The 13,428-nt window shown below is 71.7% G+C and carries 16 protein-coding genes and 1 riboswitch; of the genes, 3 read left to right on the top strand and 13 right to left on the bottom strand.

The window, feature by feature from the left end; all coding sequences use genetic code 11:
- Nucleotides 1-23: 23 nt before the first annotated feature.
- The 4 genes from A6A06_RS12085 to A6A06_RS12075 form a co-directional block, all read right to left on the bottom strand.
- Nucleotides 24-476, bottom strand: coding sequence for a hypothetical protein (locus A6A06_RS12085; protein WP_199930843.1), 453 nt, complete (start codon nt 474-476; stop codon nt 24-26).
- Between the two features lie 199 nt (nt 477-675).
- Entirely contained in the window at nt 676-840 is a 165-nt protein-coding gene (locus tag A6A06_RS41615) for an SCO1431 family membrane protein (RefSeq protein WP_199930842.1), read from the bottom strand.
- A gap of 243 nt (nt 841-1,083) precedes the next feature.
- Complete coding sequence (rph, locus tag A6A06_RS12080) at nt 1,084-1,815, bottom strand: ribonuclease PH (RefSeq protein ID WP_073761227.1); 732 nt, start codon at nt 1,813-1,815, stop codon at nt 1,084-1,086.
- A 256-nt stretch (nt 1,816-2,071) separates the two neighbouring features.
- The gene (locus A6A06_RS12075; RefSeq protein WP_073761226.1) at nt 2,072-2,305 is read right to left on the bottom strand and encodes a glucose PTS transporter subunit EIIB; all 234 of its coding nucleotides are present in this window, start codon (nt 2,303-2,305) and stop codon (nt 2,072-2,074) included.
- Between the two features lie 228 nt (nt 2,306-2,533).
- Here A6A06_RS12075 and A6A06_RS12070 point away from each other — a divergent pair, with 228 nt between their 5' ends.
- Both A6A06_RS12070 and A6A06_RS12065 read left to right on the top strand, forming a co-directional pair.
- Nucleotides 2,534-3,856: a PTS transporter subunit EIIC gene (locus A6A06_RS12070; RefSeq protein WP_073761225.1), complete on the top strand. Its 1,323-nt coding sequence runs from the start codon at nt 2,534-2,536 to the stop codon at nt 3,854-3,856.
- Nucleotides 3,857-4,125: 269 nt separating this feature from the next.
- A complete protein-coding gene (locus A6A06_RS12065) occupies nt 4,126-5,394 on the top strand; it encodes a PTS transporter subunit EIIC (protein WP_073761224.1) in 1,269 nt (422 codons plus the stop codon).
- Between the two features lie 184 nt (nt 5,395-5,578).
- On the opposite strand, the gene A6A06_RS12060 is transcribed toward A6A06_RS12065, so the two are convergent.
- On the bottom strand, nt 5,579-6,331 hold the full coding sequence (locus A6A06_RS12060; RefSeq protein ID WP_073761223.1) for an MBL fold metallo-hydrolase: 753 nt from the start codon (nt 6,329-6,331) through the stop codon (nt 5,579-5,581).
- 365 nt (nt 6,332-6,696) lie between these two features.
- On the opposite strand from A6A06_RS12060, the gene A6A06_RS12055 reads away from it, so the two are divergent.
- Nucleotides 6,697-7,203: a type II toxin-antitoxin system PemK/MazF family toxin gene (locus tag A6A06_RS12055; protein ID WP_073761222.1), complete on the top strand. Its 507-nt coding sequence runs from the start codon at nt 6,697-6,699 to the stop codon at nt 7,201-7,203.
- Nucleotides 7,204-7,335: 132 nt separating this feature from the next.
- On the opposite strand, the gene A6A06_RS12050 is transcribed toward A6A06_RS12055, so the two are convergent.
- The 8 genes from A6A06_RS12050 to A6A06_RS12020 all read right to left on the bottom strand — a co-directional run bounded on the left by A6A06_RS12050 (nt 7,336) and on the right by A6A06_RS12020 (nt 13,393).
- Nucleotides 7,336-8,286: a PLP-dependent cysteine synthase family protein gene (locus A6A06_RS12050; protein ID WP_073761221.1), complete on the bottom strand. Its 951-nt coding sequence runs from the start codon at nt 8,284-8,286 to the stop codon at nt 7,336-7,338.
- The gene (locus tag A6A06_RS12045) at nt 8,286-8,591 is read right to left on the bottom strand and encodes a MoaD/ThiS family protein (RefSeq protein WP_073761220.1); all 306 of its coding nucleotides are present in this window, start codon (nt 8,589-8,591) and stop codon (nt 8,286-8,288) included. The genes A6A06_RS12050 and A6A06_RS12045 overlap by 1 nt, the downstream gene beginning before the upstream one ends.
- A gap of 166 nt (nt 8,592-8,757) precedes the next feature.
- Complete coding sequence (locus A6A06_RS43720) at nt 8,758-8,871, bottom strand: putative leader peptide (protein ID WP_338015889.1); 114 nt, start codon at nt 8,869-8,871, stop codon at nt 8,758-8,760.
- 100 nt (nt 8,872-8,971) lie between these two features.
- On the bottom strand, nt 8,972-9,796 hold the full coding sequence (locus A6A06_RS12040) for a (2Fe-2S)-binding protein (protein WP_073761219.1): 825 nt from the start codon (nt 9,794-9,796) through the stop codon (nt 8,972-8,974).
- Nucleotides 9,793-10,719, bottom strand: coding sequence for an ABC transporter ATP-binding protein (locus A6A06_RS12035; RefSeq protein WP_079193968.1), 927 nt, complete (start codon nt 10,717-10,719; stop codon nt 9,793-9,795). The genes A6A06_RS12040 and A6A06_RS12035 overlap by 4 nt, the downstream gene beginning before the upstream one ends.
- Nucleotides 10,716-11,762 carry a FecCD family ABC transporter permease gene (locus A6A06_RS12030; RefSeq protein ID WP_073761218.1) on the bottom strand — a complete coding sequence of 349 codons (1,047 nt, stop codon included), beginning with the start codon at nt 11,760-11,762 and terminating at the stop codon, nt 10,716-10,718. Before A6A06_RS12030 ends, A6A06_RS12035 begins: the two co-directional genes overlap by 4 nt.
- A 6-nt stretch (nt 11,763-11,768) precedes the next feature.
- A complete protein-coding gene (locus tag A6A06_RS12025; protein ID WP_073761217.1) occupies nt 11,769-12,773 on the bottom strand; it encodes an ABC transporter substrate-binding protein in 1,005 nt (334 codons plus the stop codon).
- Nucleotides 12,774-12,810: 37 nt separating this feature from the next.
- Nucleotides 12,811-12,925, bottom strand: a riboswitch (cobalamin riboswitch).
- 45 nt (nt 12,926-12,970) lie between these two features.
- Nucleotides 12,971-13,393 carry a Mov34/MPN/PAD-1 family protein gene (locus tag A6A06_RS12020; protein ID WP_073761216.1) on the bottom strand — a complete coding sequence of 141 codons (423 nt, stop codon included), beginning with the start codon at nt 13,391-13,393 and terminating at the stop codon, nt 12,971-12,973.
- Nucleotides 13,394-13,428: the final 35 nt, after the last annotated feature.

The raw sequence follows: 13,428 nt of genomic DNA, 5'->3' as shown, positions 1-13,428 counted from the left end.
ATCCAGGGCGACGGCAGGTCCGCTCATCCTGTGGCGCAGCTCTTGGTGAGGGCGCCGGCCGCGTCCCGCAGTGCGGTGAGGTCGGGGGACTTGCCGTCGCGTACGGCGTCGTCGGCCTTGTCCAGGGCGTCGGTGAGGCCGCTGAGCGCCTTTTGGACATCGGGGTCGTCCGTCGCCTTCTGGATCTTGCCGAGGTCCTTGTTGAGGCGGTCGATGGCGCGTTCGGCGTCCTGGGGGCTGTCGGCGGCGTTGCTCAAGTCCTGCTGGAGGGAGGACAGGTCGTTGGCGAAGGTCGTGGCGACCTTGGCGCAGCCGACCGCCGTCTCGACCGCTCCGCAGGCGGCGAGGAGGGGTACGGCCAGGGCGGTCGCCGCGAGGACGGCCGCGGTGGTGGCCACCGGACGGCGGCCTGCGGTGCTGCGGCCTGCGGTACGGCGAAGTGCGGTACGGCGGCCTGCGGTACGGCGTCGTGCCATGGAACGGTCCTCCCCTGGGCGTGCCGTGCACGGGCGGTGCACCGGTACTAGGGAGAACGCCGTCGGGCGGGCTTTGGTTGCCGGGGCCGGGAGGGCCGGGGCCGGGAAGGCCGGGGCGGTGCGGGGCGGGCGCCCCGCGTGTCACAGGCGCGTGCGGGGGCGGGTGCCCCGAGCGTCACAGGGGCGGGCGCCCCGCATGTCACATGAGGCCGGTCTGGGTGAAGAGCATGGCCAGGACGACGACGAGGGTCCAGCCGACGAGGTGTTCCAGCAGGTTGCGGTCGTCCTTGGGCCCGCCGGTGCGGGCCCGGGACGCGGTGGCGGGGGCGTCGGCTGCGGCAGCCGTGGCAGCGGAAGTGGACATGCGTCCCACGGTGCGCGGCTGTTCGCCGTATGCCTAGAGACGCAGATCCCACGAGGGAAAGGTCACAGGGCGGGCTCCGCGAGGCGGTGGGCGGCGCGCCGGCCCGCCGTTGCGGGGGCCGGCGCGTCAAGCGGCTCGTACGGCGGCAAGCGTCGTACAGCTGCAAGGGGCTCGTACGGGCCACAAAGGGCTCGTACGCGCATCAAGCGGCTCGTGCGGCGCCCGTGGGGCGCACGGTTCACGTCACAGCGTGCGGGCGAGGGCCTCGCGCTGGGCGGCGTCCAGGGTCGCGCAGCCGCCGACGGCCAGGTCGAGGAGCGCGTTGAGCTCTTCGCGGGCGAAGGGTTCGGCCTCGGCGGTGCCCTGGACCTCGACGAAGCGGCCGTCGCCGGTGCAGACGACGTTCATGTCGGTCTCGGCGCGCACGTCCTCCTCGTAGCAGACGTCGAGCATCGGTACGCCGCCGACGATGCCGACGCTGACGGCGGAGACGGTGCCGATGAGCGGCTGGCGGCCGGCCTTGATGCTCTTCTTGGCCTGCGCCCAGGCGATGGCGTCGGCCAGGGCGACGTAGGCGCCGGTGATGGCGGCGGTGCGGGTGCCGCCGTCGGCCTGGAGGACGTCGCAGTCCAGGACGACGGTGTTCTCGCCGAGAGCCTTGAAGTCGATGACGGCGCGCAGCGAGCGGCCGATCAGGCGGGAGATCTCGTGGGTACGGCCGCCGATCTTGCCGCGGACGGATTCGCGGTCGCCGCGGGTGTTGGTGGAGCGCGGCAGCATCGAGTACTCGGCGGTGACCCAGCCCTCGCCGCTGCCCTTGCGCCAGCGCGGGACGCCTTCGGTGAGGGAGGCGGTGCAGAAGACCTTGGTGTCGCCGAAGGAGATCAGTACGGAGCCTTCGGCGTGCTTGCTCCAGCCGCGTTCCATGGTGACGGGGCGGAGCTGGTCGGGGGTGCGGCCGTCGATTCGAGACATGGCCCCGACCCTATCGGCTCGGCAGAGGGGCCCGTTCCGGATCGGACGGGGTCCGTTCCAGGATCGGACGGGGTCCCGTTCCCGGATCGGGCAGGGTCCGGAGCAGGGGCGGCCGGGGTCCCGTTCCCGGGTCGGCCGGGGCCCGGGGGCCGCGTCGCGCGGCTCCGTGGCGTACGCGTACGTACACATGTCGGAGCCCCGGTCCGTCGCCTGGTGCGGCGGGCGGCCGGGGCCCGGACGGTGAGCGGTCAGCTGCTCACATCATGTCTTCGATCTCGGCGGCGATCGGGTCCGCGTCGGTGCCGATGACGACCTGGATGGCGTTGCCCATCTTCACGACGCCGTGTGCGCCGGCGGCCTTCAGCGCGGCCTCGTCGACGAGGGAAGCGTCGGCGACCTCGGTGCGCAGGCGGGTGATGCAGCCCTCGACCTCTTCGATGTTGTCGAGGCCGCCGAGCCCGGCGACGATCTTCTCAGCCTTGCTGGCCATGTCCACTCCTGCTTGTCTCGGCCACCGGCGGTCGGTGCCGCACGGTGATCACACGGTAACGCACGTTCAGCCCAGCTACCCGGGCGCGCGCCCGCGCTCTGGCGAATGATGGCGACCACCCGGCAGCGCTTTTCCGGGGGTCCGAAACGCACCACAAGTGGTCTACACCATCAGTATGCGGCACGTACCGAGCCGGCCCGCGACGGGTCGGCGGCCGGGAGGACGCAGATGAGCTCGAACGCGGCAGCGGCCGGAAAGCGGACCGGCGCGAAGAAGCGGTCGGCGGGCCTCTTCCAGGGCCTGCAGAAGATGGGGCGCAGCCTCCAGCTCCCCATCGCCGTACTTCCTGCCGCGGGCATCCTCAATCGTCTGGGCCAGCCGGACGTCTTCGGCGCGGACGGTCTGGGCTGGGACAGCGTGGCGAAGGTGTTCGCGGGTGCGGGCGGCGCGCTGCTGGACTCCTCGCTCGGTCTGCCGCTGCTGTTCTGCGTCGGTGTGGCGATCGGGATGGCGAAGAAGGCGGACGGCTCGACGGCGCTGGCCGCGGTGGTCGGTTTCCTCGTCTACTACTCGGTGCTGCACCAGTTCCCGCAGGACTGCGCGGCGGGTTCCGCGTACGCCACGGCCGGGCAGTGGGGCGGGGTGTGCGTCGACGGGAGCGGCAAGGCCACTCCGGCGGACTTCCAGAATCCCGGGGTCTTCGGCGGCATCGTGACGGGGTTCTGCGCCGCGTGGATCTGGCAGCGCTACCACCGCGTGAAGCTGGTGGACTGGCTGGGCTTCTTCAACGGGCGCCGGCTGGTGCCGATCATCATGGCGTTCGTCGGGCTGGCCTTCGCGGCGCTGTGCCTGTGGGTCTGGCCGCCGATCGGTGACGCGCTGACCAGCTTCAGCAAGTGGCTGACGGATCTGGGGGCCACCGGTTCGGGCATCTTCGGTGTCGCCAACCGGGCGCTGCTGGTGATCGGGATGCACCAGTTCCTGAATACGTTCATGTGGTTCCAGTTCGGTGACTTCACCAAGCCGGACGGTACGTCCGTGCACGGTGACATCAACCGGTTCCTGGCGGGTGATCCGACGGCCGGGCAGTTCACCACGGGCTTCTTCCCGATCATGATGTTCGCGCTGCCGGCCGCGGCGCTGGCGATCACGCACTGCGCCAAGCCGCACCGCCGCAAGGAGATCGGCGGCCTGATGCTGTCGGTCGGCCTGACCTCCTTCGTCACGGGCGTGACCGAGCCGATCGAGTATTCGTTCCTGTTCGTCGCGCCTCTGCTGTACGCGATCCACGCCGTACTGACGGGGGTGTCGATGGCGGTGAGCTGGGCGCTGGGCGTGAAGGACGGTTTCAGTTTCTCGGCCGGCCTGATCGACTATGTGATCAATTGGGGGCTGGCGACCAAACCGTGGATGATCATTCCGATCGGGGTATGTTTCGCGGTCGTCTATTACGTGCTGTTCCGCTTCGTGATCACCAAGTTCGACCTGCACACTCCGGGCCGCGAGCCGGAGGAAGTGGAGGAGGAACTGACGAAGGAGAACACGAAGTAGCGCGAAGCCGCAGACGGGTACGGGTACGGGCGCGGTGCCTGCACCCGGGACGCCGCACCGACCGGCCTCCCGCCGACCGGCCCGGGCCGGTCGGCCCTTCGGGCCGCGGCTCTTGTAGGCCGCTCGGCATGTGATCTAAACGTTGGGGAACAACGGATTCCTTTATGTGTGGGCGACATGCTAAGAATGGTCTAAACCACTGAGTGGTGTAGACCAAGCCGGCGGGCCGTCCCCTTTCTCCGAGAGCCCGCCTCACCTGGAGGAATCCGATGAGTTCGGCCACCGCTACGGCGGCTCCCGACAAGAAGCGCCGCGGCCCCGGCGTCATGGCCGTCGCCCAGCGCATCGGCCGCAGCCTCATGCTGCCGATCGCGACGTTGCCCGCCGCGGCGCTCATGGTCCGGCTCGGCCAGGACGACATGCTCGGCCGGGATTCGTTCCCCGCGTTCCTGAACAAGATCGCGGAGTTCATGGCGGCCGGCGGTGGCGCGCTCCTGGACAACATGCCGCTGCTGTTCGCCGTCGGTATCGCCATCGGCTTCGCCAAGAAGGCGGACGGCTCGACCGGCCTGGCCGCCGTCGTCGGCTACCTGGTCTTCAGCAAGGTGCTGGCGACGTTCGGGGACGACAGCCTCCCGAAGATCGCCGCGGTGGTGGACGGAAAGATCGTCGAGCAGGCCGCGCCCGCCGACGCGAAGGTGCTCGGCGGCGTGGTGATGGGCATCGTGGTCGCCCTGCTCTACCAGCGCTACAGCCGCAAGAAGCTGCCGGACTGGCTGGGCTTCTTCAGCGGCCGCCGCCTGGTGCCGATCCTGTCGTCCTTCGCGGGCCTGATCATCGGCATCGTCTTCGGTTACATCTGGCCCGTCCTCGGCGCCGGTCTGCACAACTTCGGCGAGTGGCTGGTCGGCTCCGGCGCGGTCGGCGCGGGCATCTTCGGTGTCGCCAACCGCGGTCTGATCGCGGTCGGCATGCACCACCTGCTGAACTCCTTCCCCTGGTTCCAGGCCGGTGACTTCGAGGGCAAGCACGGCGACATCGCCCGCTTCCTCCAGGGCGACCCGAGCGCCGGCCAGTTCATGACCGGCTTCTTCCCGATCATGATGTTCGCGCTGCCCGCCGCGTGCCTGGCGATCGTGCACTGCGCCCGCCCCGAGCGCCGCAAGGTCGTCGGCGGCATGATGTTCTCGCTCGCGCTCACCGCCTTCGTCACCGGTGTGACCGAGCCGATCGAGTTCACGTTCATGTTCATCGCGCCGCTGCTGTACGCGGTCCACGCCGTACTGACCGGTGTGTCGATGGCGCTGACCTGGGCGCTGGGCATGAAGGACGGCTTCGGCTTCTCGGCCGGCGCGATCGACTACCTGCTGAACCTGGGCATCGCGACCAAGCCGCTGATGCTGGCCGTGGTCGGCCTGTGCTTCGCCGCCCTGTACTACGTGATCTTCCGGTTCGCGATCATCAAGTTCAACCTCAAGACACCGGGCCGCGAGTCCGACGAGGAGATCGCCGAGATGCAGAAGGTCGAGGGCAAGTAGGCCCCGGCCGCACGCCCCCGGTACGCAGCGGGCCCCCGCGACCATGTGGTCGCGGGGGCCCGCTGCGTATGACGTACGTACGTGGATCCGGACCGGGCAGCCGGAGCCGGGCCCGCCCCCGGCTCAGATCTCGTACGCCGGGCCCGCCCCGCCTCAGCTCCCGTACACCGGACCCGCCCCCGCCTCAGATCTCGTACACCGCGCCCGCCTTGGCGACCTCCACCGGGCCGTCGAAGACTTCCTGCGCGTCGCGCAGGTTGATGCCCGGATCGGTCCACGGCGGGATGTGGGTCAGGACCAGTCGCCCCGCGCGGGCGCGCGCGGCGTGCGCGCCCGCCTCGCGGCCGTTGAGGTGGAGGTCCGGGATGTCCTCCTTGCCGTGCGTGAAGGACGCCTCGCACAGGAAGAAGTCGGTGTCCTCGGCGAGGCCGTCCAGGGCGTCGCAGACCCCGGTGTCCCCGGAGTACGTCAGCGTCTTGCCGTCGTGTTCGAAACGGAAGCCGAACGCTTCGACGGGATGGCTGACCAGGTCCGTACGGACGGTGAAAGGGCCGACGGTGAACGTGCCGGGAGTCAGCGTGCGGAAGTCGAAGACCTCGCTCATCGCCTGGTCGGTCGGCAGGTCCGCGTGCGCGGCGGTCAGCCTGCGTTCGGTGCCGGCCGGTCCGTACACGGGCATCGGCGCGCACCGGCCGCCGTCGGGCCGGTAGTAGCGGACGACGAAATAGCCGCACAGGTCGATGCAGTGGTCGGCGTGCAGATGCGACAGGAGTACGGCGTCGAGGTCGTAGAGACCGCAGTGGCGCTGCAGCTCGCCAAGGGCGCCGTTGCCCATGTCGATGAGCAGCCTGAAGCCGTCGGCCTCCAAGAGGTAGCTCGAACAGGCCGATTCCGTGGAAGGGAACGACCCCGAGCAACCGACGACAGTGAGCTTCATGCGGGCGTGAACCTCCGTGGCTGGGGGGCGGAGCGGCGGGTCCATGCGGGGCTTCGGCGAGGTCGTGCCCGGGTCCCCGCCGGTCCTCGCCCGGCGGGAGTCCTTGCCGGGTCCTTGCCGGGTCCTGGGCGGTCATTGCGGTGCCCACGAGCGTAAGGCGCGAAAGGGCTGGTGGCTCCTCCGGCGGGGCGAGCTGTGGGCGGAATCACCAGTCCAGGTGGGTGTGTACAGAGCCGTGTTCCCTCCCTGTGGTTCCCCGGTGCCGTACGCCTACACGACGGCGCCGTCCGGCCGGTACGGCCGTGCCGCGGAGCCGCTCCGGCCGGTACCGTCGGAAGGGGGACGGGATCTTGGAGGGAACGGGCTTGGACGTCTCGGGGTGGTGGCCGGCGCTCGCCGTGGTGGCCGCGCTGGCGCTGGTGGCGGCGCTCGTCGACGGGCGGGCACGCGCGCGGGGCGCGCGGAGACCCCGGGGCGCACGATTTCGGCCAAGAGCGCGGATGCGCGACCGTACGCGCCCCGGCGGACGGTCGGCGCAGATAGCGGAGCCGGGCGCGCGCACGCCGCGTGCGCGGGAGATCTGGTGGGCCCGCGTGCCGTACGAGGACGGGCCGGGCGCGAAGGACCGCCCCTGCCTGGTGCTGTCGGTCCGCGGCGGTACGGCGCACGTCGCGAAGATCACCAGTCGGCACCATCCGGACCGGCCGGGTGTGCTCCCCCTACCGCCCGGCACGGTCGGGGACGGGCAGCACCGGGCCAGCTTCCTGGAGACGGACGAGCTGCGCGACGTGCCGCTACGGGACTTCCGCCGCCGCGCCGGCGCCGTCGACGGGGCCGTGTGGAAGCGGGTCCGCCGCCTCACCGGACGCTGAGGCGGCGGGCGAACGCGCCGGGCCGCACAGAACGGCCGCTCCGTAAAGAACGGGCCGCTCCCTACGGAGCGGCCCGGCGTTCCGGTCCATCCTCTTCCGGCCCGACCGCTCCCGGCCCGACCGCTCCCGGCCTCACGCCCAGAGCTGGCCGTGCAGCGTCTCGATCGCGGCCTCGGTGGATTCGGCGGTGTAGACGCCGGTGGAGAGGTACTTCCAGCCGCCGTCGGCCACCACGAAGGCGATGTCCGCGGACTCCCCCGCCTTGACCGCCTTCTTGGCGACGCCGATCGCCGCGTGCAGGGCGGCGCCCGTCGAGACGCCCGCGAAGATGCCTTCCTCGGAGAGGAGTTCGCGGGTGCGGCGGACGGCGTCCTCGGAGCCGACGGAGAAGCGGGTGGTGAGCACCGACTCGTCGTACAGCTCGGGCACGAAGCCCTCGTCGAGGTTGCGCAGCCCGTAGACCACGTCGTCGTAGCGCGGTTCGGCGGCGACGATCCGTACGCCGGGGACGTGCTCGCGCAGATAGCGGCCGACGCCCATGAGGGTGCCGGTGGTGCCCAGGCCCGCCACGAAGTGGGTGACGGACGGCAGGTCGGCGAGGATCTCCGGGCCGGTGGTGGCGTAGTGCGCGGCGGCGTTGTCGGGGTTGCCGTACTGGTAGAGCATCACCCAGTCGGGGTGCTCGGCGGCCAGTTCCTTGGCGACCCGTACGGCCGTGTTGGAGCCGCCGGCGGCGGGCGAGGAGACGATCTCCGCGCCCCACATGGCGAGCAGGTCGCGCCGCTCGGAGGAGGTGTTCTCCGGCATGACGCAGACGATGCGGTAGCCCTTGAGCCTGGCCGCCATCGCCAGCGAGATGCCGGTGTTCCCCGAGGTGGGCTCCAGGATCGTGCAGCCCGGGGTGAGCCGGCCGTCCTTCTCCGCCTGCTCGATCATGTGGAGCGCGGGGCGGTCCTTGACCGAGCCGGTCGGGTTGCGGTCCTCCAGCTTGGCCCAGATACGGACGTCGGCGGAGGGCGACAGCCGCGGCAGGCGGACCAGCGGGGTGTTGCCGACCGCCGCCAGCGGGGAGTCGTACCGCATCAGCGCTGTTCCCGGGGGCCGTCGGACATGCCCGAGCCGCCGGCCACGGCCGGGAGGATGGTGACGCTGTCGCCGTCGCTCAGCTCGGTGGAGATGCCGTTCAGGAAGCGCACGTCCTCGTCGTTGAGGTAGACGTTCACGAAGCGGCGCAGCTGCTCCCCGTCGACGAGGCGCTCGCGGATGCCGGAGTGGCGGCTCTCCAGGTCGGCGAAGAGGTCGGCGAGGGTCTCACCGCTGCCTTCGACGGCCTTCCGGCCGTCGGTGTAGGTGCGGAGGATGGTCGGGATACGGACCTCGATGGCCATGAGAGCTCCTGTGGGAGGGCAGTGACGTGCGGTGACGTGCGGGGCGGGTGTGCGTGCGGCGCGGCTCGGAGCGTGCGTCGCGGAGGCGCTGGGCTTGGCGGGCGCGGTGCTGCGCGCACGGCGTGGTGCGCGCGGGAGCCGCCGAGCGGCCGGTGTGACGGCGGCGTCAGGCGGCAGCGCGGATCGGACAGATGGCGCTGGCAAGGCGGCACAGGTCGACGTGCAGCCGCGCCACAAGCAAAATGCCCGGCGTCTTTTCGCTCACGTCGTCAGAAACCATGCGGTCATCGTATCGATTCCCGGTCCGGGGACTGGAAGCTCGTCTTGCGATACGGACGGTTGGTGCACAACAGGTGGGACGCGATCGGCGGCGGTACGGGTCAGGAGCGCGCCCCGTACGCCGCGATCCGGTCGTCCTTGCTGGTCAGGCAGCAGCTGACGCAGCGTACGGCCTCGGCGCTCGTATAGAAGAGGCAGCAGGTCCGGCGGAGGTAGACCAGGCGCGGGGACCCGTCCCGGCGCGTGACGGTGGCCACCTCGCCCAGCGCCGCGAGGCCGCCGGGCGCACCGTCCAGGAAGGCGGCCCAGCGGCGGGCCAGCAGTGCCGGATCGGCACGGGAGGCACCGAGGGCGGTCGCGCAGCCGTGCGCCACTCCCCCGCGCAGCTGCCGCAGCCCGGCACGGGTGCGCTCCCGCAGGGCGTCGGCCAGGGGCAGCAGGTGGCGGGTGAGGACGACGTGCTGAAGCGTTTCGGCGCCCTCGCCATCGCCCCCACCCTCGCCATCGCCCCCGTCGCCGTCCACCCGCGCGTTGCGAGCCGGCCCGTCCAGGATGCGGAACCTCCGCATCCTGACCCCGGCGATGCCGTGCCCGGGGTCCGGCCGCAGCAGGACGTTCTCCGGCCGTACGTCCAGCACGCGGCCGGTCAGCGCCCAGTGCAGGACGGCCGCCGCGGTGACCCGGCCCGCGTAGACGGCGATGAGGGTGAGGGCGGCGGCGTGGGCGGTGCGGTGGCCGCTGCCCTGGTGTTCGGTGTCCAGCAGGCGGGCCAGTTCCGGGCTGTACGGGTCGAGGAGCCGGTCGGCGGCGAGCCAGTCGGCCTCGCTGTCCGGCGGGATGCCGAGCCCGAGGCGGTAGCGGGGGCCGTGGGCGGCGAGCGCGGCGAGCGGCCCGTCGGGGGCGGCGTCCTCCTCGTACGCGCTCACCGTCGTCCCGCCGTTGCCGCCGTTGCCGCCGTTGCCGCCGTTGCCGCCGTCGCCGCTGTTTCCGCCGTCGCCGCTGTCGCCGTGCTCCGGCCGGCCGCCGCGCCCGGCGGCAGGTACACCACCGTCGGCGCCCCGGTCACCGGATGCACGCTGACCTCGGCGGCGACCCCGTACACGTCGGCCAGCAGGCCGGGCGTGAGGAGTTCGCGGGGCGTGCCGTGGGCGACGACGCGGCCCTCGCGCAGCACGTACAGGCGGTCGCAGTAGTACGCGGCGAGGTTGAGGTCGTGCAGGGCCAGCAGGGTGCTGGTGCCGAGGGTGGTCGCGAGGGAGAGGATGTCGAGCTGGTAGCGGATGTCGAGGTGGTTGGTCGGCTCGTCGAGGACGAGCAGCGACGGCTGCTGCACCAGGGCCCGCGCGACCAGGACGCGCTGGCGCTCGCCGCCCGACAGTGCGGCGAAGGAGCGGTCGCGCAGGGCCGCGACGCCCACCCGTTCCAGGGCCCGGTCGGTGCGGGCGGCGTCGTCCGCCGTGTCGGTCTGCCAGAAGCGCTTGTGCGGGGAGCGGCCCATGGCGACGATCTCGCGCACGGTCAGTTCGAAGGTGCCGCTGCCGTCCTGGGGGACGGTGGCGATGCGCCGCGCCCGCTCCTTGACCGGGAGCCCGGCCAGGTCCCGGCCGTCGAGGGTGATCCGGCCGTGGGTGGGGGTGAGGGTGCCGTAGACGCAGCGCAGCAGGGTGGTCTTGCCGCTGCCATTGGGGCCGACCAGGCCGACCGTCTCGCCGGGGGCGACGTACAGGTCGGCGTCGTCGACGAGGTGGCGTCCGTCGACGCCGTACGACAGTCCCTCGGTCCGCAGTTCGGCGGGGGCGGGGGCGGCAGCGGTTTCGGTGGCCTCCCCCGCCGGGGTCCGCGCGCTCATCCGGTGATTCCTTCCGTACGGGTGGTGCGGCGCAGCAGCCACAGGAAGAACGGTCCGCCGGCCAGCGCCGTGACCACCCCGACGGGGATCTCCTGGGAGCCGGCGACGGTACGGGCCAGCAGGTCGGCGAGGACGACGAAGACCGCGCCCGCCAGCGCGACCACGGGCAGCAGGGCCCGGTGCGAGGCGCCGACGACCATGCGGACGGCGTGCGGCACCATCAGGCCGACGAAGCCGATCGAGCCGCTGGCCGCCACGAGCACGCCGGTGACCAGCGACGCGAGGACGAAGACGGCGGCGCGGAAGCGGCCGGTGTCCAGGCCGAGGACGGTGGCGCCCTCCTCGCCCACCAGCAGCAGGTCCAGGGGCCGGGCGAGGGTGAGCAGCAGCGCGAGGCCGGCGAGCAGGACGAGGGCGGGCAGCCACAGGGTGTGCCAGCGGGCCTGGCCGAGGCCGCCGAGCGTCCAGAACATGATGGACCGCAGGTGTTCGGCCTGGGCCGAGGTGACCAGGACGAGGCTGGTGAGCGCGGAGAGGATGTACTGGACCGCGACGCCCGCCAGCACCAGCCGTCCGGTGGTCATGGTGCCGCCGCGCCGGGCCAGGGCGTACACGGCGATCAGCGCGCCCAGTGAGCCCGCGAAGGCGGCCAGCGGCATGGAGACGGTGGTGGCCATGCCTCCGCCGACGCCGAGGACGAGGACCATGACGGCGCCGGTCGAGGCGCCGGAGGAGACGCCGAGCAGGAACGGGTCGGCGAGCGGGTTGCGGACCAGCGCCTGCAGGACGGTGCCGATGACGGCGAGTCCCGCGCCGACGACGGCGCCGAGCAGCACGCGCGGCAGCCGTACGTCGAGGACGATGGTCGGGTACGGGCCGGGCGGCGCGTCCCCGGTCAGGATGCGCAGCACGTCGCCGGGCGGGATGCGGACGGCGCCGAGGACGAGGCCGGCCAGTCCCGCCGCGAGCAGGGCGGCGAGGAGGACGGCCAGGACGAGCGGGTAGCGGAGCCGGCGCGGCGGTGCCGCGGTCTTGCAGGTCACCGGGGGCTACTTGAAGGCGTCCGGGTGCAGCTGTCCGGCCAGTGACCGGACGGCGTCCGGTACGCGTACGCCGAGCACCGCGCTGGACAGCGGCAGCACCGCGAACCGCTGGTGCTTCACGGCCGGTACGTCCTGGAGCGCGGGGTCGTCGAGGAGCTGCTTCCGCTTGGCCTCGACGGGGGTGCCGCCGTAGTCGTAGATCACGATGATCTCGGGCTTGCGCGCGACGATCTGCTCCCAGGACACGTCGGTGAAGGTCTTGGCGGTGTCCGCGAAGATGTTCCGGCCGCCGGCCAGGGAGATGATCTCGTTGCCGATGCCCTTGCCGCCCGCGGTGTGCACGGAGCTGTCGCCGCTGTCGTAGACGAAGACGGAGGCCGGGGCGGTGCCCTTGAGCTTGTCCTTGGTGGCGGCGATCGTGCTCTCGGCCTTCTTGACGAGGGTTTCGGCCCGGTCGCGTACGCCGAAGGTGGCGCCGACCTCGCGGATCTCCTGGGCGAGCTGCTGGACGCCGGTCTTGCCGCGGGCGCAGTACTCGACGTTCAGGCGGGTCTTGATGCCGGACTTCTCCAGGGCGGCCCGTTCGCGGCCCTCGCCCTTGTCGAAGGCGCTGGAGTAGCCGCCGTAGACGAAGTCGGGGTTGGCGCCGAGCAGCGTCTCGTAGGAGGGGTACTCCTTGGCGAGGACCTTGACGCTCTTGTAGTCCTTCTCGTACTGCGGCAGGACCTTGTCGTCGAGGTAGGCGGTGCCGACCAGCCGGTCCTTGAGGCCGAGGGCGAGCATGATCTCGGTGGTGTGCTGGTTCATGGTCACCACGCGCTCGGGCGGTGCCTTGAAGGTGGTGCGTACGCCGCAGTTGTCGACGGTGTACGGGAAGCCGGCTGCCTCGGCCGTGGCCCCGCCGGACGCCTTCCCGTCGCCGTCGCCGCCGGTGCCGCAGGCGGCGAGCGGCAGCAGGAGCGCCGCCGATATGAGCGCGCGCAGCGCGCCGTGGGACCTGGATCTGGCCATGGCCGTGCCTCCTCCGGGGGATCCGCGTCCCCTGGTCGGTGTGCTGGGGCGGCAGGTCAGTTCCTGGCTTCCAGGCCGTTCGGCCTGGTCACAGTGGCGGGACCGTCCCGGATTCGCACCGGGTTCCTGGGCCCTGCCGCCCGAGGTGATGCGGCACAGTGTGTCAGGTGGGCGGGTGGCGCCCGCCCGCGCGGTGGTCAGTACGCGTCGACGACCTGGACGTCTTCCTCCGTGACCGCGCCGTCCACGATCCGGAACGAGCGGAACTGGAACGGGCCGGCGTCGTCGGTGTCGGCCGTGGAGACCAGGACGTAGTGCGCGCCGGGCTCGTTCGCGTAGGAGATGTCCGTACGGGACGGGTACGCCTCGGTGGCGGTGTGCGAGTGGTAGATGATCACCGGCTCCTCGTCCCGGTCGTCCAGCTCGCGGTAGAGCTTGAGCAGGTCCGCGGAGTCGAACTCGTAGAAGGTGGGCGAGCGGGCGGCGTTGAGCATCGGGATGAACCGCTCGGGGCGGCCGCTGCCGGCCGGACCCGCGACCATGCCGCAGGCCTCGTCGGGGTGGTCCTTGCGGGAGTGTTCCACGATCTGGTCGTACAGGGCCTTGGTAAGGGTCAGCATGGGCCCAAGAATAAGCAGCGGGCCGGTCCCGTACC

This window comes from Streptomyces sp. CB02923 (genome assembly GCF_001905005.1).
In the GTDB taxonomy this organism is placed as follows: Bacteria; Actinomycetota; Actinomycetes; order Streptomycetales; family Streptomycetaceae; genus Streptomyces.
The sequence above is the reverse complement of the archived record's forward strand: the minus strand, read 5'-3'. Positions and strand labels throughout refer to the sequence as shown.

Coding starts and splice junctions, on each gene's coding strand:
- A6A06_RS12075 (WP_073761226.1), bottom strand. CDS start 2,305: ATGGCCAGCAAGGCTGAGAAGATCGTCGCCGGGCTCGGCGGCCTCGAC.
- A6A06_RS12045 (WP_073761220.1), bottom strand. CDS start 8,591: ATGGCCATCGAGGTCCGTATCCCGACCATCCTCCGCACCTACACCGAC.
- A6A06_RS12050 (WP_073761221.1), bottom strand. CDS start 8,286: ATGCGGTACGACTCCCCGCTGGCGGCGGTCGGCAACACCCCGCTGGTC.
- rph (WP_073761227.1), bottom strand. CDS start 1,815: ATGTCTCGAATCGACGGCCGCACCCCCGACCAGCTCCGCCCCGTCACC.
- A6A06_RS43720 (WP_338015889.1), bottom strand. CDS start 8,871: ATGGTTTCTGACGACGTGAGCGAAAAGACGCCGGGCATTTTGCTTGTG.
- A6A06_RS12060 (WP_073761223.1), bottom strand. CDS start 6,331: ATGAAGCTCACTGTCGTCGGTTGCTCGGGGTCGTTCCCTTCCACGGAA.
- A6A06_RS12025 (WP_073761217.1), bottom strand. CDS start 12,773: ATGGCCAGATCCAGGTCCCACGGCGCGCTGCGCGCGCTCATATCGGCG.
- A6A06_RS12035 (WP_079193968.1), bottom strand. CDS start 10,719: ATGAGCGCGCGGACCCCGGCGGGGGAGGCCACCGAAACCGCTGCCGCC.
- A6A06_RS12085 (WP_199930843.1), bottom strand. CDS start 476: ATGGCACGACGCCGTACCGCAGGCCGCCGTACCGCACTTCGCCGTACC.
- A6A06_RS12020 (WP_073761216.1), bottom strand. CDS start 13,393: ATGCTGACCCTTACCAAGGCCCTGTACGACCAGATCGTGGAACACTCC.
- A6A06_RS41615 (WP_199930842.1), bottom strand. CDS start 840: ATGTCCACTTCCGCTGCCACGGCTGCCGCAGCCGACGCCCCCGCCACC.
- A6A06_RS12070 (WP_073761225.1), top strand. CDS start 2,534: ATGAGCTCGAACGCGGCAGCGGCCGGAAAGCGGACCGGCGCGAAGAAG.
- A6A06_RS12065 (WP_073761224.1), top strand. CDS start 4,126: ATGAGTTCGGCCACCGCTACGGCGGCTCCCGACAAGAAGCGCCGCGGC.